The 21,783-nt window shown below is 72.3% G+C and carries 13 protein-coding genes and 1 pseudogene; 6 read left to right on the top strand and 8 right to left on the bottom strand.

Features of this window, described 5'->3' with window-relative positions; all coding sequences use genetic code 11:
- Positions 1-38: 38 nt before the first annotated feature.
- Positions 39-452: an organic hydroperoxide resistance protein gene (locus tag ACWD35_RS08535; RefSeq protein WP_451350391.1), complete on the top strand. Its 414-nt coding sequence runs from the start codon at positions 39-41 to the stop codon at positions 450-452.
- Here ACWD35_RS08535 and ACWD35_RS08530 read toward each other — a convergent pair.
- From ACWD35_RS08530 to ACWD35_RS08500, 7 genes and pseudogenes are all read right to left on the bottom strand, one after another.
- On the bottom strand, positions 442-2,673 hold the full coding sequence (locus ACWD35_RS08530) for a bifunctional glycosyltransferase/CDP-glycerol:glycerophosphate glycerophosphotransferase (RefSeq protein WP_451350390.1): 2,232 nt from the start codon (positions 2,671-2,673) through the stop codon (positions 442-444). The two genes, ACWD35_RS08535 and ACWD35_RS08530, sit on opposite strands and share 11 nt — an antisense overlap.
- Before the next feature lie 6 nt (positions 2,674-2,679).
- Positions 2,680-4,880: pseudogene (locus ACWD35_RS08525) on the bottom strand (bifunctional glycosyltransferase/CDP-glycerol:glycerophosphate glycerophosphotransferase).
- Between the two features lie 137 nt (positions 4,881-5,017).
- Positions 5,018-7,306: a bifunctional glycosyltransferase/CDP-glycerol:glycerophosphate glycerophosphotransferase gene (locus ACWD35_RS08520; protein WP_451350389.1), complete on the bottom strand. Its 2,289-nt coding sequence runs from the start codon at positions 7,304-7,306 to the stop codon at positions 5,018-5,020.
- Between the two features lie 163 nt (positions 7,307-7,469).
- Positions 7,470-8,387: a carbohydrate ABC transporter permease gene (locus ACWD35_RS08515; protein ID WP_451350388.1), complete on the bottom strand. Its 918-nt coding sequence runs from the start codon at positions 8,385-8,387 to the stop codon at positions 7,470-7,472.
- On the bottom strand, positions 8,384-9,745 hold the full coding sequence (locus ACWD35_RS08510) for a carbohydrate ABC transporter permease (RefSeq protein ID WP_451350387.1): 1,362 nt from the start codon (positions 9,743-9,745) through the stop codon (positions 8,384-8,386). The genes ACWD35_RS08515 and ACWD35_RS08510 overlap by 4 nt, the downstream gene beginning before the upstream one ends.
- A gap of 7 nt (positions 9,746-9,752) precedes the next feature.
- The gene (locus tag ACWD35_RS08505; protein WP_451350386.1) at positions 9,753-11,159 is read right to left on the bottom strand and encodes an ABC transporter substrate-binding protein; all 1,407 of its coding nucleotides are present in this window, start codon (positions 11,157-11,159) and stop codon (positions 9,753-9,755) included.
- 197 nt (positions 11,160-11,356) lie between these two features.
- Positions 11,357-14,719: an FHA domain-containing protein gene (locus tag ACWD35_RS08500; RefSeq protein WP_451350385.1), complete on the bottom strand. Its 3,363-nt coding sequence runs from the start codon at positions 14,717-14,719 to the stop codon at positions 11,357-11,359.
- A 292-nt stretch (positions 14,720-15,011) separates the two neighbouring features.
- Between ACWD35_RS08500 and ACWD35_RS08495 the strand changes: the two genes are divergently transcribed.
- The 4 genes from ACWD35_RS08495 to ACWD35_RS08480 all read left to right on the top strand — a co-directional run bounded on the left by ACWD35_RS08495 (position 15,012) and on the right by ACWD35_RS08480 (position 20,533).
- Positions 15,012-16,682 (top strand): serine/threonine-protein kinase, encoded by a 1,671-nt coding sequence (locus ACWD35_RS08495; RefSeq protein WP_451350384.1) that lies wholly within the window; start codon positions 15,012-15,014, stop codon positions 16,680-16,682.
- 112 nt (positions 16,683-16,794) lie between these two features.
- Positions 16,795-18,030, top strand: coding sequence for a serine/threonine-protein kinase (locus tag ACWD35_RS08490; RefSeq protein WP_451350383.1), 1,236 nt, complete (start codon positions 16,795-16,797; stop codon positions 18,028-18,030).
- An 88-nt stretch (positions 18,031-18,118) separates the two neighbouring features.
- The gene (gene prfB / locus ACWD35_RS08485; RefSeq protein WP_451350382.1) at positions 18,119-19,225 is read left to right on the top strand and encodes a peptide chain release factor 2; all 1,107 of its coding nucleotides are present in this window, start codon (positions 18,119-18,121) and stop codon (positions 19,223-19,225) included.
- A 306-nt stretch (positions 19,226-19,531) separates the two neighbouring features.
- A complete protein-coding gene (locus ACWD35_RS08480) occupies positions 19,532-20,533 on the top strand; it encodes a hypothetical protein (RefSeq protein ID WP_451350381.1) in 1,002 nt (333 codons plus the stop codon).
- A 111-nt stretch (positions 20,534-20,644) separates the two neighbouring features.
- Here ACWD35_RS08480 and ACWD35_RS08475 read toward each other — a convergent pair whose 3' ends face one another.
- Positions 20,645-20,836: a hypothetical protein gene (locus ACWD35_RS08475; RefSeq protein ID WP_067001570.1), complete on the bottom strand. Its 192-nt coding sequence runs from the start codon at positions 20,834-20,836 to the stop codon at positions 20,645-20,647.
- A 257-nt stretch (positions 20,837-21,093) separates the two neighbouring features.
- On the opposite strand from ACWD35_RS08475, the gene ftsE reads away from it, so the two are divergent.
- On the top strand, positions 21,094-21,783 hold the full coding sequence (ftsE, locus tag ACWD35_RS08470) for a cell division ATP-binding protein FtsE (RefSeq protein ID WP_451350380.1): 690 nt from the start codon (positions 21,094-21,096) through the stop codon (positions 21,781-21,783).

Genomic DNA, 21,783 nt, shown 5'->3' with positions numbered 1-21,783 from the left:
ATGGTCACAGCGAACCCCACCCGAGAGGAATGGTTTCCATGGACGCGCTCTACACCGCCGTCGCCACCGCCACCCACGGCCGCGAGGGCCGTGCCGTCTCCTCCGACGGCAAGATCGACCTCGCCCTGGCCATGCCGGTGGAACTGGGCGGCAACGGCCAGGGCACCAACCCGGAGCAGCTCTTCGCCGCCGGCTACGCCGCCTGCTTCGGCAGTGCCCTCGGCCTCGTCGGCCGCCAGGCGAAGGTGGACGTCAGCGACGCCGCCGTCACCGCCGAGGTCGGCATCGGCAAGCAGGGCGAAGGCTTCGGCCTCAAGGTGACGCTGCGCATCGAGCTGCCCGAGGGTGTGGACGAGGCGACCGGCCGCAAGCTGGTCGAGACCGCCCACCAGGTCTGCCCCTACTCCAACGCCACCCGCGGCAACATCGACGTCGACCTCGTCATCGAGTAACACCCGGCGTAACCGGCCGGGAGTCCTGCCCCGTCGGCTGGCCCGGCAGCCGCGCCCCCGGCGCCTGCGGCATCGACTCGCCCAGCAGCAGCGTGCGGACGACCCGTTCGGCGGCCCCACCGTCGTCGAACTCGCAGAACCGGCCCCGGAAGTCCGCCCGCCGCCGCGCCGACTCCTCGTCCCGCCAGGCACCGGAGGCGAACAGCCGCGTCAACTCCCGCTGGGAGCGGGAGACATGGCCCGGAGCCTCGGCGGTGATGTCGAGGTAGGTGCCCCGGCTCGCGCGGTACGCGGTCCAGTCGTCGGCGTGCACCACGATCGGCCGGTCCAGGTTGGCGTAGTCGAACATCACGGCCGAGTAGTCCGTGACCAGCGCGTCGGCGGCGAGCAGCACCTGCTGCACGTGCGGCTCGTCCGTCGCGTCCACCACGATCCCGCGCCGGTCCAGCTCCGCCAGGCCCAGGCCGCGTGCGGGACCGTCCGCGAGCGAGGGGTGCAGCCGGACCACGAGGGTGCGGCCCTCGCCCAGGTCGGCCGCGAACCGGGCCAGGTCGATCCGGTCCACGTACCCGTCCCGGCGGTAGTCCCGCCGGGTCGGCGCGTACAGCACGACCGTGTTCTCCTCCGGGATGCCGTAGCGCAGCCGGAAGGCGGTGCTGTTCTGCTCGTCCGGGGCGACCAGCACGTCGTTGCGCGGGCTGCCGGTGCGCACCGAGGTGAAGTGGCAGGGGTAGGCCCGTTCCCACACCAGCTCGGAGTGGCGGTTGGCGACCAGGCTGTAGTCCCAGCGGTCGGCCCGGCGCAGCATCTGCGGCACGTCGAAGCGGTGCCGGGCGCCGGGCTTGTCCAGCAGGTCGGCGCCCAGGTATTTGAGCGGGGTGCCCTGGTGGGTGTGGATGTGCACGCTGCCGGGGCGCTTGGCAGGCGTGCCGGGCCAATTGACGTCGTTGACGAAGTACGACGCCCGCGCGATGACCTCCAGATACCGCCGGGAGCCCGCGATCACGTGCTCGACGCCGGGCGGCAGCTGCTCGGCCGTCTCCGCGTCCCGCACCACCCACACGCCGCGCAGCCGCGGGGCGAGCTCCCGTGCCTTCTGGTAGATCGCTGCCGGGTCGCCCAGCACGCCACGGTGGGAGGACGCCGAGTACACCACCAGGTCCGGGTCCAGTGGGCGGCGCGCCTGTACGGCCGCCCAGCCGCCGCCGGCCCGCGCCCCCGCCGCCCCGCGCGCCCGCTCCGCCCGCCGCGCGGCCTCCCGCCCGGCCCGTGCGGCCCGCCGCCGCACCCGGAACGCCGTGTACGAGCCCTCCAGCGCGGCGACCTTGCCGTCGACCAGGGCGTCCTCCGGCTTGTAGCTGCGGAACAGCTCCGCCGTACGCCGGAAGAACTCGGCCTTGTCGGCGGGCGGCAGCCGGTCCGGCTTGGCGAGGATGTCCAGGCAGTGCTCGCCCATCCTGCGGTGCAGATACGGCCGCCAGCGCCACAGCTCCGCATGCTGGTCGACGAAGGCGAACACCCGCTTGTACTGGTCGTGGATGTCGAAGTGCTCGCGGCTGGTGGTGGACAGGATGTTGCCCTGCCGGCGCTGCCGGTAGTTGAGGCAGATGCGGTCCAGGACGGCGATCTGCGCGGCGCTCAGCAGGACCGGGAAGGTCCAGGGAGTGTCCTCGTAGTACCCGGGCGGGAACTCGAAGCCGCCCAGCGTGACGAACTCCCGCCGGTAGACCTTGTTCCAGACCACCATCAGCAGGTCGAGGATCTCCGGGTGGTCGCCGACCGTGAAGGTGCCCGCGCCGGCCTCGGTGAGCACGTGGGCGAGCGCGTTGCGGCGGGTGCCGCCCCACCAGTAGGTGCGCGCGTAGTCGAAGACCAGCACGTCCGGGTCGCCGGCCTCGTCCAGCCGGTCGGCGACGGCGCGCAGCGCGCCCGGGGTGAGGGTGTCGTCGCTGTCCAGGAAGAGCAGGTAGTCGCCGGTGGCGTGCGGCAGCCCGGCGTTGCGGGCCCGGCCCAGGCCCACGTTCTCCGGCAGGTGCAGCACCCGCACGCGCGGGTCGCGCTCGGCGTACTCGTCGAGGATCGCGCCGCAGCCGTCCGGGGAGCGGTCGTCCACGGCGATCAGTTCGAGGTCGTTGAAGGACTGCAGCAGCACCGAGTCCAGGCACTCGCGCAGAAAACCCTGCACCTTGAAGCAGGGGACGATGACACTGAAGCGGGGCACGGCGGGTCAGCTCCTCACGAGGGCCGTGGCGGCGGGGCGGGGACGCGCCGCGCGAGCGGGATCACGGGCGGGATCGCCTCGGGCGGCTCGCCGAGCAGCACCCGCCGTACGACCCGCTCGGCGGCCCGGCCGTCGTCGAACTCGCAGAACCGCTCCCGGAACGCGGCCCGCAGCGCCGTGGCCTCGGGGCCCGCGTACGAGCCGTCGCGGAAGACGCGGGCCAGCTCCTCGGGGCTGCGCACGACCGGGCCCGGCGGCTCGGCCGTCAGGTCGAAGTAGACGCCGCGCGTCTCCCGGCAGACGTCCCAGTCGTCGGCGTACACGACGACCGGCCGGTCCAGGTTGGCGTAGTCGAACATGATCGAGGAGTAGTCCGTGATCAGCGCGTCCGCGGCCAGGCACACCTCCTCGGTGGAGCGGTGGGCCGTCACATCGATGATCCGCGCGGAGCCCTCCGCGCGTCCCCGGTCGCAGAAGTGGTGCGCGCGCAGCAGGACGACGACGTTCTCGCCGGCCGTCGCGCAGAACGCCTCCAGGTCCAGGCCGGGCTCGAAGCCGGTGTGGTGGTCGCGGTGGGCCGGCGCGTACAGCACGGCCGTCCTGCCCTCGGGGACGCCCAGTTCGCGCCGGACACGGGCGACGTCCGCGGCGGTCGCCGTGCAGTAGACGTCGTTGCGCGGATAGCCGTACTCCAGCGGCTCGTACGAGCCCGGGAAGGCACGCTCCCACATCTGGGTGGAGTGCCGGTTGGACGACAGGCTGAAGTCCCAGCGGTCGACCCGGTCCAGCAGCCTGGCGAAGCTGCCGGACTGCGCGGCCACGACCGGGTACGTCGACTGGTCCACGCCCGTCTTCTTCAGCGGGGTGCCGTGCTGGGTCTGCAGGTGCACGCTGCGGGGGCGCTTGACGACGCCCTCGGCGAAGCCGGCGTTGTCGACGAAGTAGGTGGCGCGGGCCAGCACCTCCCAGTAGCGGCGCGAGCCGATCACCGCGTACTCGACGTCCTCCGGCATCGCATGGGCCCGGTCGGCCTCGACCAGGAACACCGAGCGGATGTGCGGGGCGAGTTCGCGGGCCTTGGCGTGGATCGCGGCCGGGTTGCAGGCGTAGCCGCGGCCCCGGTAGGCGCAGAAGACAGCCAGGTTGGGGTCGAGCGGGCGGCGCAGGTCGCGGGCGTAGCGCAGCCGGGTGCGCAGCAGGTGCGGGCGCGGCACGCTCTCGCCGGCCTTCGTGGCCGCCTGGCCGAGCCCGCGCAGCGCCCGGAACGCCGTGTACGCGCCCGTCGCCAGCAGCCGGTGCTGCACCCCCAGGCTGCCGCTCGGCGCCCGGTGGCCGGCCGGGCGGTGGCGCCGGTAGAGGCGGCCGGCCCGGCGGAAGAACGCCCGGCGCCCGGAGGGCAGCCGCTCCGGCCGGGAGGCCGTCTTGAGCACGTACGTGAAGAGTTGCTCGAACAGCGCCCGGGTCCGCTCGGCGGGCAGCCCGCGCTCGGCGGCCCGGGTCAGCACCAGCTCGGCCTGGTCCAGCAGAGCGTGCTGGTGCGGGCCCGGAAGGTTGAGCCGGCTGCCCTGCCGGCGCAGCCGGTGCCGTACGACGACCCGGCGCAGCACCGCGATCCGCCGGGCGGCGATCGAGGTCAGCCCGCCCCAGCCGAGGTCGGTGAAGTGGCCGTCAGGGAAGGTGAGTTCGTGCTCGGAGAGAAAGGCGCGGCGGTAGACCGCGCTCCACGCCGGGAGCTGCACACCGGTCAGTTCGGGCAGATCGTCGGGGGGGAAAGCACCCTTCGGGGCCTTGGCGAACAGGGCCGCTGCCGGGTTCGTCGGCTCGCCCTCCCACCAGGGGGTGCGCTCGTGCTCGACGTACAGCACGTCGACGCCCGCGGTCTCGGTCAGCCGGTTGTCCAGTGCGGCCAGCGCGCCCGGCAGCAGCAGGTCGTCGCCGTCGAGGAAGAGCAGATACGCGCCGCTCGCCGCCCGCATCCCGGCGTTGCGCGCCCCGCTCAGACCGGCGGACGGCGGTGAGTCGACCGGGGTCACCCGGGAGTCCCGCCCCGCGTATCCGGCGGCCACCGTGCCGGCCGGGGAGTCGGGGGCGTCGCAGACCGGGATCAGCTCCAGGTCTCCGAAGGACTGCGCGAGGACCGAGTCCAGCGCCTGGGACAGCCGGCCGGCGACCCCGTGGGACGGGACGATGATGCTGAAGCGGGGCATTCTGCTCTTTCTGTTGTCTTGCGGACGCGGCCGGACACGCGGCCGGGGCGACCCGCTGGACGCCAGGTGGGCGGCCGGCTCGGAGTGGGCCGCGTCGAGCCGAGGGGCATGGGAACTCCCTGAGTGGCCAAAGGTGTTCAGAGCCCCTCGGTGGCGGGGGAGGGGCCGGAAGGTTGCGGAGAGGCAGCGAGCGGGGAGCGTCCGGAAGCCGCCGACGGCACCGGGTGGCGCTTGGCGAGCGGCGTGAACGGCGGCAGCCCCTCCGTCTCGCCCAGCACCACCCGTCGTACGACCCGCTCGGCGGCGCGCCCGTCGTCGTACGGGCAGAACCGCTCCCGGAACGCCGCCCGCAGCTGAGCGGAGCGCGAGCCGCGCCAGTGGCCGGTGGCGAAGATGTCGACCAGCTCGTCCTCGGTGCGGGCGACCGCGCCCGGCGGGAAGGCGCGCAGGTCGAAGTAGGTGCCCCGGGTGGCCTCGTACGTGTCCCGGTCCTCGGTGTGCACGACGATCGGCCGGTCCAGGTTGGCGTAGTCGAACATGATCGACGAGTAGTCGGTGAGCAGCACGTCCGAGGCCAGGCAGAGGGACTCCACGCTCGGATGGCCGGAGACGTCGATGATCCGGCCGCCGCCCCCCGCGAGCGCGCCCTCGGCCGCCGGCCCCTGCGTCGGCTGCCCCTCCTGCCAGTAGTGGGCGCGGGCCAGGATCACGAACCGCGGGCCCAGGCGGCGCAGGACGCGCTCCAGGGCCAGGGCGGGGCGCCGGCTGCCGAGGTAGTCGCGGTGGGTGGGGGCGTAGAGGACGGCGACCGTGCCCGCCGGGATGCCGAGCGACTCCCGCACCCGCGCCACGTCGGCCGAAGTCGCCTGCTGGAAGACGTCGTTGCGCGGATAGCCGTACTCCAGCGTGGTGTAGTCGCCGGGGTAGACCCGCTCCCAGGTCAGGGTCGTGTGGCGGTTGGCGGACAGCAGGTAGTCCCACTTGTCGACGCCCCGCAGCAGCTCCTCGAAGTCCATGTCCCGCGCCGCCGCGGGGTGTTCCTGGAGGTCGAGGCCCATGTGCTTGAGCGGGGTGCCGTGCTGGGTCTGTACGAAGACCTGGCCGGGGCGCTTCTTCAGCCTGCGGTCGAAGTTGACGTTGTTGACGAGGTACTTGGAGCGGGCCAGCGCCGTCCAGTAGGCGGCCGTACCGGGGCGCAGCCGGCGCGGGCCCGGCGGGATCTCCTGCTGGTGCTCGGGGAGGGCGATCCAGGCGGTGCGGACGTGCGGGGCGTGCGCGCGGAACGCGGCCTCCAGCGCGCCCGGGTTGCAGCTGTGTCCGCGCCCCCAGTACGCGGCGAAGACCGCGCGGTCGGCGCGCAGCGGGAGGCGCAGCTGGATCCGGTAGTGCAGTTGGAGGGCGCCCGCCCGCAGGGCCCGGGTGAGTCCGGCGGCGGACCTGAGGGTGCGTCGGCGGACGGACATCGCCAGCTGGAGGGCGCGGTAGGTGCGGTGCAGGCCGAACCGGACCAGGGTGTGACGCAGCCGGGTGCGCGAGGGGACGGCGGCGCCGGGGGCGTGGTAGCGGCGGCAGTGGGCGCGGGCCCGGCGCAGGAACTCGGCGCGGCTGCCGCGCGGCAGCCGGTCGCGCTTGGTGAACACCGTCGAGAAGTGGTCGGCCATCCGGCCGTACAACACCGGCCGCCACCGGGCGAGTTCGGGCCGCTCCGCGAGGAACGCGAACACCCGGTCGTACTGGTCGAAGATGTCGAAGTGCTTGCGACTGGTGGTGCCGAGGATGTTCCCGCGCCGGCGCTGCCGGTAGTGCACGCACACCCGGTCCAGCGTCGCGATCGACCCGGCCGCCATCAGGACCGGGTAGGTCCAGGGTGTGTCCTCGTAGTAGCCCGGCGGGAAGCGGAGCCCCATGGCCTCGACGAACTCCCGTCGGCACGCCTTGTTCCAGGCGACCATCAGGACGCGCAGCAGGGCAGGGCGGTCCTCGAGGCGGAAGGGTGCGGGGCCCTGCTGGGTGAGCGGGGCCGCGACCTGGTTGTGGACCTCCTCGCCGTTCCAGAAGGTGCGGGCGAAATCGTAGACCAGGACGTCCGGTTCGCCGGTCTCCTTGATCCGGCCGGCGATCGCGTGCAGCGCGTCCGGGGTGAGGGTGTCGTCGCTGTCCAGGAAGACCAGGTAGTCGCCGGTGGCCTCGGCCATGCCCGCGTTGCGGGCCTCGCCCAGCCCCCGGTTCTCCGGCAGGTGCACGGGCTTCACGCGCGTGTCCCGGGCCGCGTACTCGTCGATCAGCGCACCACAGGAGTCAGGCGAGCGGTCGTCCACGGCGATCAGTTCGAGATCGGTGTACGACTGCGAGAGCACCGAGTCCAGGCACTCGGACAGGTACGCCTGGACCTTGTACGCGGGGACGATGACACTGAACCTGGGCAAGGGACATCCAAGGGCGCTCGACGCGGACGTTCTGCCCGGGAACGGCCGTTGGAGTGACTTGGTTACGGCCGGTACGGCAAGTGGGGGACATGAAGTGAACGGGGAAGGGCGGGGTGTTGAAGCCCCGCCCTTCGAAAGCTGCCCGCTTTGCTGCTGGTTGTCACTACTTCACGGCGCCCGCCATCACCCCGGACACGAACTGCCGCTGGAACGCGAAGAACACGGCCAGCGGGATCACCATGGAGATGAACGCGCCCGGCGCCAGCACGTCGATGTTGTTCCCGAACTGCCGTACCTGTGTCTGCAGGGCGACCGTGATCGGCTGGGTGCCCGACTTGGTGAACACCAGCGCGACCAGCATGTCGTTCCACACCCACAGGAACTGGAAGATGCCGAGGCTCGCGATCGCGGGCCCGCCGAGCGGCATCACCACCCGCGCGAACAGGCGCAGTTCACCGGCCCCGTCCAGGCGCGCCGCCTCCAGCAGTTCGCGTGGGATCTCCGCGAAGAAGTTCCGCAGCAGGAACACCGCGAACGGCAGCCCGAAGCCGGTGTGGAACAGGATCACCCCGAAGATCGTCCCGAACAGGCCGATCTTTCCGAACAGTTCGGCGATCGGGATCAGCGCCACCTGCACGGGCACCACCAGCAGGCTGACCACGCCCAGGAACCACCAGTCGCGGCCCGGGAACTCCATCCACGCGAACGCGTAACCGGCGAGCGAGCCGATCACGACGACCAGGACGGTCGCCGGGACCGTGATCAGCACGGTGTTCACCAGGGAGTGGGTGATGTCGCTGTTGTCCAGCAGCTTCTGGTAGCTGTGGAAGGTGAGCTGGGAGGGCTGGGTGAAGACCTTCCACCAGCCGCTCGCGCTCATGTCCTCGGGCGCGCGCAGCGAGGAGATCAGCAGACCGATGGTCGGCACCAGCCAGAACAGGCCGACGAGGATGAGGAAGACACGGACCAGTCCGCCGCTCAGCCTCTCGGAGATGCGCGCGGCGAGGGACTGTGGGGCCCGCACCGTCCGGACCGGGCCGACCTTGCTGACGTTTCCGGTGCTTCCGGCGGTCGCCATCATCGCCTGCCCTCCCGCCTCAGCCGACGCACGTTGAATAGCATCACCGGGATCACCAGCAACAGCAGGAACACCGCGATCGCGCTCGCGATGCCCGGCTGGCCCTCCGCGAAGCCCTTGCGGTACAGCTCCAGGGCCAGCACGTTCGCGTCGTCCTGGGAGGAGCCCGGCGCGATGATGTAGACGAGGTCGAAGACCTTCAGCACGTTGATCATCAGCGTGACGGTGACGACCGCGAGGACCGGCGCGAGCAGCGGCACGGTGATCCGGCGGAACACCTGCCACTCGCTCGCCCCGTCGACCCGTGCCGCCTCCAGCAGCTCACGGGGCACGCCCGCGAGCCCGGCGGCGATCAGCACCATCGCGAAGCCGGCCCACATCCACACGTACGACCCGATGATGGCCGGGGTGACGAGGGACGGGCCGAGCCAGTCGACGCCGTTGTACGGCTCCTTGAAGTTGCTCGCCGGAAGCCGGAGCTGAGCCCCGTCGGCCTTGGCGGGCAGCGTGAAGGTGCCGTCACCGGCGGCCTTCGCCGTGGCCACCACCTTGCCGTCCTTCACCGCCTCGATCTTCATCCCGGAGTAGCCCAGCTCGGACGGGTCGGGGGCGCCGAGCCTGCCGACCCCCTTGCCGCGGGTGAAGTCCTGCCAGGTGGTGCCGGTGATCTTCCCCGGCTCCGGCTTTGCGGCCACGGCCTTCTTCGAGCTGTCGGGCATCTGGTCGGGCGCGACCCCGACGAGCGGGAGCAGCACGGTCTGCCCGGTGTGCACCGGGGCCGACGTGAGGAAACCGCCCGCGTCCGGCCGGAGCGGCGACTCCCGGCCCGGGTGCGCCTTCGGGAACGCCGACGACTGCGCGAAGGTGTCGTGCACGCCCACCCACACCGCGTTGGCGACGCCCTTGTCCGGGTCCTGGTCGTACACCAGCCGGAAGATGATCCCGGCCGCCAGCATCGAGATCGCCATCGGCATGAAGACGACCAGCTTGAACGCCGTGCCCCAGCGCACCCGTTCGGTCAGCACCGCGAAGATCAGACCGAGGGCGGTGGAGACGGTGGGCGCGAACACCACCCAGACGATGTTGTTCTTCAGGGCCGTGCGGATGCCGTCGTCGGTGAACAGCGCCTTGTAGTTGTCGATCCCGGCGAAGCCGTCGCCCGAGGCGTTGTAGAAACTGCGGACGAGCGAGTACCCGATCGGATAGAGCACGAGCGCGCCGAGCAGCACCAGGGCCGGCAGCAGGAACAGCGCTGCCACCGTCCGGCGCGTGCCGGTCACGCTCTTGCGGCCCTTGTGACCCTTCCGACTCTTGTGTGCGGCGGGGCCCGATGGGGCCCCGGCCGCCGCTGCCGACGTCATGACCGGATCAGCCCGCGTTCCCGTACGCCGCCGCCGCGTCCTTCTCCAGCTTCGCCTGGGTGCCGGCGACGTCCTTCGGGTTCTTCAGGAAGTCCTGGAGGTCCTTCCACTCGCCCTTGCCGGGGGTGCCGCCGAAGGCCTGCGGCGCCTGGTCGGACATGTCGAAGCGGAAGTCGTCGCCGGACGCGATCAGCGACTTGGCGATCGTCCGCTGCACCTCGTTCGGGTAGGCCGAGTTCGGCACGTTCTTGTTCGGGGACAGATAGCCGCCGAGCTTGGCCTGGATGGTCGCTGCGTCCGGGGAGGCCAGGAAGGTGGCCAGCGCCTGGGCCGCCTTGGAGTCCTTCAGGATGACGGCCGCGTCACCGCCGGAGACCACCGGCGCGGTCGTACCGGCCGCCGGGAACGGGAACACCTTCGCGTCCGTGCCCACCTTGGCCTTGGTGTCGCCGATGTTGACCTGCACGAAGTCGCCCTCGTAGACCATCGCCGCCTTGGGCTGGTCGCCGCCGGTGAAGGTCTGGGTGACCGATGCCGGGAACTCGGTCTGCAGGGCGCCGTCCGCGCCGCCCGCCACATAGTCCTTCTTGCCCCAGATCTGGGCGAGGGTGGTGAGGGCCTGCTTCACCGAGGGGTCGGTCCACTTGATCTTGTGCTGGGCGAGCTGGTCGTACTTCTCCGGGCCGGCCTGGGACAGATAGACGTTCTCGAACCAGTCCGTCAGCGTCCAGCCGTCGGCGCCGCCCACCGAGAACGGGGTGACACCGGAGTCGTACACGCTCTGAGCCGTCTTCAGCAGCTCCTGCCAGGTCTTGGGCTCCTTGGCGCCCGCGCCCTCGAAGACCTTGGCGTTGTACCAGATCAGCGACTTGTTGGCGGCCTTGTAGTAGACGCCGTACTGCTTGCCGTCGACCTTGCCGATGTCCTGCCAGCCCTGCGAGTAGTTCTGCTGGAGCTCCTTGAGCGCGTCCGGGCCGAGCGGCTTGGCCCACTTGTTCTGCACGGCCTGCCTGATCGCGCCCGGCTGCGGCAGCATCGCGATGTCCGGCGGCTGGCCGCCGGCGATCTTCGAACCGAGGAAGTTGATGATCGGATCCTGCGCGGGCACGAACGTCACCTTCGCGCCGGTGCGCTTCGAGAACTCCGCGAGGACCTTCTTGAAGTTCGCCTGCTCGGTGCCGGTCCAGACGGCGGCGACCTCAAGACTCGCGCCGTTCAGCTTCGGCAGGGTGAGGGTGGAGCCGGGCGCGGAGGGCGCGCTGCTCTTGCCACCGTTGTCGTCCTTCTTGTCGTCGCTGCCGGAGCAGGCGGTGAGCGCGAGCGCCCCCGCGAGCAATGCGGCGAAAGTCGTGACGGCTCTGCTGGATCGGTGGGATCGGTTGGTTCGGATGGAGTTGCTGCTCCTGCTACGCATCAATGCCCCGTTCTTCGTTCTCCGTTGAACGTCCGAGCGCTGTCCGTGCGGTCCGGTGTACGCCGCTCCGCTTGCCGGGGGCAAGAGCGCCTACGGGGCCGAATGGGTGATCGTGACCGGCTCGTGACCGAGGGTGTATGCGTGCTCTTGAGTGCTTTTTCGAGTTACGCCAGTGAACTCCTTCGAGTTACGCCGGGTTACAGCAGCGAGGGCACCTCGGCCGCGGAGACCTCCCGGGCCGCCCGCTCCACCGCGCTCGCCAGCAGGGCCAGGTCGGTGGGGCCGTTGCCCAGTTCGCGCACGGGCCGCCGGGTCGGCGGATCGCCCATGCGCTGCCACTCCAGCGCGACGACCGTGGGCCGCTGGGTCGCCGTGCGCGGGATACGGCCCGTCACCCGGCCGCCCTGGAACGGTAGGCCCTGCCCGTCCGCGTACGACAGCCGCCCACGCCCCGGCGCCGGTTCGCCCCCGGCCTCCCGGCCCGCCTCGGACAGCGCGGCGCCCGCACGGCCGGACGCGGGGGCGTCCAGCGTGATGCGCAGCGCGGCCCGGCGCGCCGGTTCCGTCTCCGCCGTACGGCCGCCCGCCCCGGCCGCCGCGACCAGGTGCACGCCGAGCCGCTCACCCTCCCGGGCGACCGCCTCCAGCGCCCGCATCACCGACCCGGCGGCGGGCCGGCCCGGCGAGCCGAGCGCGGGCGAGACCAGCGCGTCGAGGTCGTCGACGACCACCACGAGCCGGGGCAACGGCGGTGCCGCCTCCGCCCGTTGCCGCGCGGCGGCGCCGGGCCGCAGGCGCAGCGTGGAGCTGGGCGGCGCCTCTATCTCCCCGGTGCCGGACGCGCCCTGCTGGGGGGCGCGCTGCGCGACGATACGGCTCGACACCTCGCGGCCCGTGTGCCACTGCGTGAAGTCCGTGCGGCCCAGCAGCTCCGCGCGCCGCTTCAGCTCGGCGCTCAGCGACTGCGCGAACTCCCGCATGCGCACGGGGTCGTTGGCGATGAGGTGGGTCGTCACATGCGGTATGTCCGTGCACACGCGCAGGCCGTCGCCGTGCCCGGCGCCCATGCCGACGCCGTCGCGGCCGTCTATCAGCACCACGCCCAGCCGGTCGGGCCGCTCGGCGGCGGCCAGCGAGGCCACGACGGCCCGCAGCAGTTCGGTACGGCCGCTGCCGGCGGGCCCCTCGATCAGCAGATGGGGCCCGTCGGCCACCAGGTCGGCGGTGACCGGACCCCGCGGCCCGGCGCCGAGGACGGCCCGCGCCCGTCCGCCCAGCGACTGCCTGTCGTCGGCCGCGTCCGCCCAGCGGGCCATCAGCGAGGCCGGGGTGGCGCGGGCGAGCCCCAGCTCGTCCAGCAGCCGCGCGGACAGCGGCAGCGGCGTCGCCACGCGCGCGTGCCGCTCACCGACGCCGACGGGCCCGTCCGGGCGCAGCGGCGCCAGGGCTCGCGCGAACCGCTCCGCCCAGGCGACGGAGACGGCATCGACCGCGGCGAGCGTCCCGTGGCCGACCGGGCCGGTCGGTGCGACGCGCATCAGGTGCAGCGCGGTGGCTATGTCCCCACTGAGCAGTGCGACGGCCCCGCAGTGCCGGAAGGTGGGCGTGACCGCGCACGCGGCCTCGTACGACCGCGCCACCGGCGAGGCGGGCGATACGGGCTCCGTCTCGGCGAGGCACACCACATGAACCCCGGCCCGCGGCCCGGCCGCGGCCAGCCGCGCGACGGCCTCCTGCAGGGAGGCTCCGCCGGGGTCACCGTCCACGATGACGACGGTGTAGGGGCCCGGGAATCCGGCGGGACCGTCCAGACCGGCCTCGTCCTTGGCCCAGGAGGGGCGACGGGTGGGGGCGGAGGGCGCGCCGGGGTGGGGGTACGCGTCGGTGTGCGCCTCCGGTGCCGGGGCGCGGGGCGGTGTCGGGTGAGCCGCGGTCCTGCCCGTGGCCGCGTGGTCCTCGATCCGGCGCAGCAGTTCCTCCGTGCGGGCCGCCGCCTGTTCGCGGTCGTAGGCCAGCAGCAGGCGGCAGTCCTGGCCGTGGCCGGGACGGACGTGCGGGAGCCAGCCCAGCCAGGACCACTCGGCCGTCCGCTCCTCCACCGGGCGGGCCCGGTCGGCGCTGATCAGCACGATCTCCAGCTGGTCGGGGGAGTGCAGCGCGGCGAGCTGGGCCAGTACCGCGCGGGCCAGCCCGGACAGCCGGGGGCGCGGACCGGCCAGGCCCAGCGCGCCCGCCTCGCGCAGCGCCGCGGTGACCGGTACGGCGGGCAGCACGCCCGAGCCGTCGGGTGCGCTCCGGTCGGCCGTGCCGAGCCGCACGGTGAGCGCCTCCGGGTGCCCCGCTCCCCGCTCCCACAACCGGGGCCCGGGACCCAGCGCCGTCAGCAGCACCGCGGCCGGGTCCGGCCAGGTCTCCGGCTGCTGGGGGACACCGGCCGCCGGGGCCTCGTCCGCACCCGTGGCCGGGGCGCCGTAGGTCTCCGCCCCGGCCGCCGTCTGCTCCGCACGCCCGCCGGCCAGCCGCCGCGCCCACGCGCCGAGCCCGCCGCGCCGCCGGGCGCCCTGGGGGGCTTCGGTTCTGCGCGTGCCGGGTTCGCTGTCCTCGTACGCGCCGGGCAGGAGCTGACCGCCGGTGACTCCGAAGCGTCCGCCATGGGTGTCCCCGCCCCGGCTCTCGATGCTCGGCGCTCCGGCCTGCCCCGGTACGACGTGCGCCTGCGCGCGCTCGTGCTCATGGGTGCCCGCACCCGGGACGCCCCAGTCCGCCGTGCCGTACGCGTGAGGGGCGAACCCGGAGACTCCCTCGGCAGCCGCCGACGGCGCCAGGCCGCCACCAGGGCCCCCCGCACCCGACGACGCACCGGCATCCACACCGGCACCCCCACCCTGCGGAGCGACCCGCACGCACCCCTCGCCGTCCGCCACCGTCCGCACCCGGGCCCCGGGCCCTGGGCATGGAGTGACCCGCAACGCGGACTCGCCGATCCGCAGCAGCGCCCCGGCAGGGAACCGCACCGGCCGCTCGCCGACGCGGTTGCCGTCGAGCGCCGTACCGTTCGTGGAGCCGAGGTCGGTCACCGAGACGTGGCCGTCGGTGGTGACCGTGACCGCGCAGTGCAGCCGGGAGACGTCCGGGTCGTCCAGCGGGACGTCGGCGTCGGCGGAGCGGCCCACGGTGATCCGGCCGCCGTGCAGCAGATGGACGCCGCCCGCGTCCGGACCCGCGACCACGTGCAACTGGGCCGGGGCGTCGTCCAGTTCGGGATGCGGTTCGGGGGCCGCCGGGGCGCCCAGGGACAGCACGGCGCCGTCGACCAGCGGGGGCTCGCCGAGGGCGCTGCGGCGGGCGTCCAGCCGCTCGGTGCCGGCGTACAGCACGACCGGCGCGCCGCCGGGCTCGCGGCCCGCGCCGCTCTCCCCGGTGACCGCCGCGGCGAGCGCCGACGCCACCGCGGCCAGGTCCGTCCCCGCGGGCGCCGTCACCAGCACGTCGCGGCTCGCGGCACGGCCCCGGTGCGCGGGCGGGCCCAGCGGGTCTACGACGGTCAGCCGGATCTGCATCCCCACCCCACACGAGCACGTCGGCCAGTACTGGGGGCATCCTCGCACCTGCCACTGACAACTTGCCCGGGACCCGGTGACAAGTGATCTTGATTGGTCGGCTCTGCCCCTAAAAATGCCTGACCAGTACCGCACCAGCGATCACTTGAGATCGCTCACGTCCGCCCCCGGCAACCTCTGGACCAAGTCGAGCGTCTTTCCTTCGAACCTGTTCGGCAACGCATACGTACGTCCGCAACGGCGGCACTACAGTGGGTCGGAAGCAGCAGCAAGCAGTTAGGGAGCGCGTGACGTGCGGCCAGTCGGCAGCAAGTACCTGCTTGAGGAGCCGCTCGGACGCGGCGCCACAGGCACCGTCTGGCGTGCCCGCCAGCGCGAGACCGCGGGCGCCGAGGCGGCCGTGCCCGGCCAGCCCGGCGAGACGGTCGCCATCAAGGTCCTCAAGGAGGAGCTGGCGAGCGACCCGGACATCGTGATGCGCTTCCTGCGCGAGCGCTCCGTCCTGCTCCGCCTCACTCACCCGAACATCGTCCAGGTCCGCGACCTGGTGGTCGAGGGCGATCTGCTGGCCCTGGTCATGGACCTCGTCGACGGCCCCGACCTGCACCGCTACCTGCGCGAGAACGGCCCCTTCACGCCGGTCGCCGCCGCGCTGCTGACCGCCCAGATCGCCGACGCCCTCGCCGCGAGCCACGCCGACGGCGTCGTCCACCGCGACCTGAAGCCCGCCAACGTGCTGCTCGCGCAGAACGACGGCCAGATGCACCCACTGCTGACCGACTTCGGCATCGCCCGCCTCGCCGACTCCCCGGGCCTGACCCGGACCCAGGAGTTCGTCGGCACACCCGCGTACGTCGCGCCGGAGGGCGCCGAGGGCCGTCCGCAGACCTCCGCCGTCGACATCTACGGCGCCGGCATCCTGCTGTACGAGCTGGTCACCGGCCACCCGCCGTTCGCCGGCAGCACCGCCCTCGAAGTGCTGCACCAGCACCTGAGCGCCGAGCCGCGCCGCCCCTCCACCGTCCCGGACCCGCTGTGGACGGTCATAGAACGCTGCCTGCGCAAGAACCCCGACGAGCGGCCCAGCGCCGAGAACCTCGCGCGCGGCCTGCGGGTCGTCGCCGAGGGCGTCGGCGTGCACGCGAGCGCCGCCCAGATCGCCGCCGCCGAGGCCGTGGGCGCCCTGCTCGCGCCCGACCCGGCCCCGACCGCCGTACCGGGCGTGCCCGGCGCCGCCGACCCGACCCAGGTGCTGCCGACGAACGCGCGGCAGGGGGCGTACGGCCAGCACGATCCAAATGCGGCGACGAGCGTGCTGCCGCACACCGGCGGCCCGGCCGGCGCCGCCGACCCCACCGCCGTCCTGCCGCACACCGGCGCGGCGGACCCGACGGCCGTCCTGCCCCAGGGCCAGCCGGGCCAGCCGGGGCAGCAGCCCGAGCAGCCGCACCCCTGGCAGAACCAGCTGCGCGCCGCGCGGGACCGCAACGAGCAGACGCAGATCCAGTATCTCGACCCGGACGAGGACCCGCTGCGCCGCCGCCCCCAGCGGCAGGTGGCCCGGCCCCAGCAGCAGCCCCGCCAGGCCCCGCAGGCGCGCCCGCAGCGTCCGCAGCCGCGCGGGCAGCAGCACGCGCCGGCCGGCTACGGCTACCCGCAGCAGCAGCCCCAGCAGTACGCCCCGCCACGGCAGCCGCAGCAGCAGCCGCAGCGGCCCGCGCGTGAGCCCCGCGAGCCGCGGCAGCGCAGCGCCAACCCGATGAAGATCCCCGGGCTCGGCTGCCTCAAGGGCTGCCTGTTCACGATCGTCATCCTGGTCGTGGCGAGCTGGCTGATCTGGGAGCTGACCCCGCTGCACACGTGGGTCGGCCAGGGCCGGGGCTACTGGCACGAGGTGACCCACTTCGCCGGGCAGGTCGGCCACTGGATGAAGGAACTGGGCAGGGCCGGCTCCGGCAACTGATCGCCGGTCTGGAGATTTGTCGACATCCGGCGGGTGATTTCCGTCCCCACGGTGAAGGTTGGCTCGTCGGACGCGTAGTTTTTACGACAACACGCGTCTGGTAGGAGCAGTCTTGGCACGGAATATCGGCAGCCGGTACACCGCGAACCAGATCCTGGGCCGGGGGAGCGCCGGCACGGTGTGGCTGGGCGAGGGACCGGACGGCCCCGTCGCCATCAAGCTGCTGCGCGAGGACCTCGCCTCCGACCAGGAGCTCGTCGGACGCTTCGTGCAGGAGCGCACCGCGCTGCTCGGGCTGGAGCACCCGCACATCGTGTCGGTGCGCGATCTGGTGGTCGACGGCAACGACCTCGCGCTGGTCATGGACCTGGTGCGCGGGACGGATCTGCGCACCCGCCTGGAGCGCGAGCGGCGGCTCTCCCCCGAGGCGGCCGTGGCGATCGCCGCCGACGTCGCCGACGGGCTGGCGGCGGCCCACGCGGCCGGAGTCGTGCACCGGGACGTCAAGCCCGAGAACGTGCTGCTGGACATGCGCGGACCGCTCGGACCGGGCGGGTCGCACCCCGCGCTGCTGACGGACTTCGGCGTGGCCAAGCTGATCGACTCGCCGAAGCGGACCCGCGCCACGAAGATCATCGGTACGCCCGACTACCTGGCGCCGGAGATCGTGGAGGGCCTGCCGCCGCGGGCCGCCGTGGACATCTACGCCCTGGCCACAGTCCTGTACGAGCTGCTCGCGGGCTTCACCCCCTTCGGCGGCGGCCACCCGGGCGCGGTGCTGCGCCGTCACGTGACCGAGACCGTCGTACCGCTGCCGGGCATCCCCGAGGAGCTGTGGCAGCTGCTCGTGCAGTGCCTGGCCAAGGCCCCGGCCTCCCGGCTGCGCGCCTCGGAGCTGGCGGCCCGGCTGCGCGAGCAGCTGCCGCTGCTGGCCGGGATGCCGCCGCTGGACGTGGACGAGCCGGACGCGGAGCCCGCCGAGGAGGCGGCGGAGGAGGTTCGGCCCCCGTCGACTCCCGTCGAAGGCGAGCCGGTACGGCGGCGAGGAGCGGTGTCCCTGGTGCCGGGAGCCAAGCCGGACTCCAACCGGGACACGCATACGTCGATGAGGGTGCCGGGAGCGGACGAGCTGGCCGGCGGTGCCCACGGAACGGCCCGCGCCCCCCGAGCCTCCGGCACCCCCCGCCCGGGCTCGGCCCGGCACCGGGTGGCGGTACGACGCCGCAGGGTGACGCTCGGCGTGGCCGGCGTGGCCGTGGCGGCGGTAGTGGCCGTAGGCGCGTACCTGGCCTCGTCCGGCGGCGACGACCACCCACCCCAGGACACCCACACCACGTCGACCCCGTGACCCACCCAGGGGGCTCCGCCTCCTGGGCGCCCTGGTAGCTGGGGCGTACCCGGCCCTCGCTGCCCGGCGGAGCCGTTACGCTGGAGGCGTGGCAGTCGTCGATGTATCCGAAGAGCTGAAGTCCCTCTCCTCGACCATGGAGTCGATCGAGGCCGTCCTGGACCTCGATGCGATGAGGGCAGATGTCGCCGTGCTCGAGGAGCAGGCTGCGGCGCCGTCCCTGTGGGACAACCCGGACGAAGCGCAGAAGATCACCAGCAAGCTCTCCCACCTCCAGGCCGAGGTCAGGAAGGCGGAGGCGCTGCGCGGCCGGATCGACGATCTCGCCGTGCTCTTCGAGATGGCCGAGGAGGAGGACGACCCGGACACCCGCGCCGAGGCCGAGTCCGAGCTGGCCTCCGTGAAGAAGGCGCTGGACGAGATGGAGGTCCGGACGCTCCTCAGCGGTGAGTACGACTCCCGCGAGGCGCTCGTGAACATCCGCGCCGAGGCCGGTGGCGTCGACGCCGCCGACTTCGCCGAGAAGCTTCAGCGCATGTACCTGCGCTGGGCCGAGCAGCGCGGCTACAAGACCGAGCTGATCGAGACGTCGTACGCGGAAGAGGCCGGCATCAAGTCGACCACGTTCTCCGTGCAGGCGCCGTACGCCTACGGCACCCTCTCCGTGGAGCAGGGCACCCACCGCCTCGTGCGTATCTCGCCCTACGACAACCAGGGGCGCCGGCAGACCTCCTTCGCCGGTGTCGAGGTGCTCCCCGTCGTCGAGCAGACCGACCACATCGAGATCGACGAGTCCGAGCTGCGCGTCGACGTGTACCGGTCCTCCGGTCCCGGCGGTCAGGGCGTGAACACCACCGACTCCGCGGTGCGCCTCACCCACCTCCCCACGGGCATCGTGGTCTCCTGCCAGAACGAGCGGTCGCAGATCCAGAACAAGGCCACCGCGATGAACGTCCTCCAGGCCAAGCTGCTGGAGCGGCGCCGCCAGGAGGAGCAGGCCAAGATGGACGCCCTCAAGGGCGACGGCGGAAACTCCTGGGGCAACCAGATGCGTTCGTACGTGCTGCACCCCTACCAGATGGTCAAGGACCTGCGCACCGAGCACGAAGTGGGCAACCCGGAGTCCGTTTTCAACGGTGAGATCGACGGGTTCCTGGAGGCCGGCATTCGCTGGCGCAAGCAGCAGGAGAAGTAACTTTGTCGACATGGCAACTGCCGCCCGAGTGGCGGCAGTTGCCATTTGTCTGGGTTTTACATCACACTCACAGGTCTCAACTCCCCGTAAACGCCACCCCATGCGGACATTGCGCACGCAACGGCCTTGACGTTGCATTGAAAAATCGGAAGGGTAAAGCGTGGCATGCGTGTCTCTGGGGCGCATGTGGACCGGGGGAATGGGACGACACGGACATGAATTCCGGCTTCGTCAGCTGCCTCCGTCGATCACGGCCGGCCCCACGCACCGCCTCATTGACGAATAGCTACTGGGGGTAGCAACCACATGACGAAGAAGACGCGGATCCGGGTCGCGCGGATAGCCGCCTGCGCCGTGATCGCGGCCGGTGCGTCGCTGACCGCCGCGGGAGCCGCTTCGGCCGCGGGCATCGATGTGCAGGCGGGCCCGATCAACATCGGCGTGAGCACCGAAGACGGCGACAACGGCGACGACGGTGGCAACACCGGCGGTGCCACCGTGGGTGTGACCGAGGGCAACACCGAGGGCTCGACCGTGGGTGTGACCGAGGGCAACACCCAGGGCACCTCCGTGGGGACGACCGAGGGCAACACCCAGGGCACCTCCGTGGGGACGACCGAGGGCAACACCCAGGGCACGTCCGTCGGCACGACCGAGGGCAACACCCAGGGCTCGACCGTGGGGACGACCCAGGGCAACACCCAGGGCACGTCCGTCGGCACGACCGAGGGCAACACCCAGGGCACGTCCGTCGGCACGACCGAGGGCAACACCCAGGGCACGTCCGTCGGCACGACCGAGGGCAACACCCAGGGCTCGACCCAGGGGACGACCGAGGGTGACACTCAGGGCACGACCCAGGGGACGAGCCAGGGCACGACCCAGGGCACCTCCCAGGGCAACACCAACGGTGGCAACGGCAACGGTGGCAACACCGACGGCGGCAACGGCAACGGCGGCAACGGCAACTCCGGCGGCGGCAACGGCGGAGGCCACGGAAGCTCGGGCGGCAACGGCACCGGCGGCGGTTCCAGCACCGGTGGCACCACCGGCGGCGGCTCCAGCACCGGCGGGAACCACACCACCCCCGACGGCGGCAACAACAACGCCTCCCAGGAGGAGGGCTCCTCGGCCCTCACCGACACGGGTTCCGACACCTCGGCCCAGGGCGGCGACAAGCAGCTCGCCGAGACCGGTGCCGGTCAGACCGCGTTCCTGCTGATCGGTGCCGCGACGATGATCGCCGGCGGCATCGGCTTCCGCTTCCTGCCGCGCCTGGTGAACGGCCGGGGCGGCGCGGCGGCCTGATGACCGTCTGAGCGCACTGGTCGTGGCCCTAAGGTCACACCGCGTACGCGCGACCTAAGTCGAAGGGCCCGGAGCTGCACGCTCCGGGCCCTTCGCAGTCCTTCCGGCCTTCTAGGCGGTCTGGTGCGCCAGCAGTGCCACCGCGGCGATCAGCACCGCGAGGAGCGCGATCAGCGCCATCGGGTTCAGCCCCGCGAAGAAGCCCTCCTGCTGCAGTCGCTCGCGGTTGGCACGGCACACAGGGCACCGGCCCTCGCTCACGGGCGCAGCACAGTTCGCGCACACCAACCGGTCGTACGTCATGCGCTCGCCCTCCTTGCACCGGCCATCACACACAACAACGCTTCGAGGAACGAGAACGTTCCCCTCCCACTCTGCCAGGTTCCCCCGGAAAGAGCGCGGGCGTCCGGCGAAGGCCAGGAGCAGGCCTGTACAAAACGCCGGGAGCAGTCCCGTACAAAAACGCACAAGTCTCGCGCAACCGCAACCGGACCCTGCACTCGTGCACCCGGGTCGCGTATGGTCACGCACATCTACCCCCGGCGACCCGTGGTGCATCCGTGATCCGATTCGACAATGTCTCCAAGGTCTACCCCAAGCAGACCCGCCCAGCCCTGAGGGAAGTCTCCCTGGAGGTGGAGAAGGGCGAGTTCTGCTTCCTCGTGGGGTCCTCCGGCTCCGGAAAGTCCACCTTCCTGCGGCTCATCCTCCGCGAGGAGCGGTGCAGCCACGGCCAGGTGCACGTTCTGGGCAAGGACCTCGCGCGCGTCTCCAACTGGAAGGTGCCGCAGATCCGCCGCCAGCTCGGGACGGTGTTCCAGGACTTCCGCCTCCTGCCCAACAAGACGGTCGCGGAGAACGTGGCCTTCGCGCAGGAGGTCATCGGCAAGTCCCGCGGTGAGATCCGCAAGTCCGTGCCGCAGGTGCTCGACCTCGTCGGGCTCGGCGGCAAGGAGGACCGGATGCCCGGCGAGCTCTCCGGTGGTGAGCAGCAGCGCGTGGCCATCGCGCGGGCCTTCGTCAACCGGCCCAAGCTGCTCATCTGCGACGAGCCCACCGGCAACCTCGACCCGCAGACCTCCGTCGGCATCATGAAGCTGCTCGACCGCATCAACCGGACGGGCACCACCGTGATCATGGCGACGCACGACCAGAACATCGTGGACCAGATGCGCAAGCGCGTCATCGAGCTGGAGAAGGGCCGCCTCGTCCGCGACCAGGCCCGCGGTGTCTACGGCTACCAGCACTGA

This window comes from Streptomyces sp. NPDC002671, assembly GCF_053592475.1.
The sequence above is the reverse complement of the archived record's forward strand: the minus strand, read 5'-3'. Positions and strand labels throughout refer to the sequence as shown.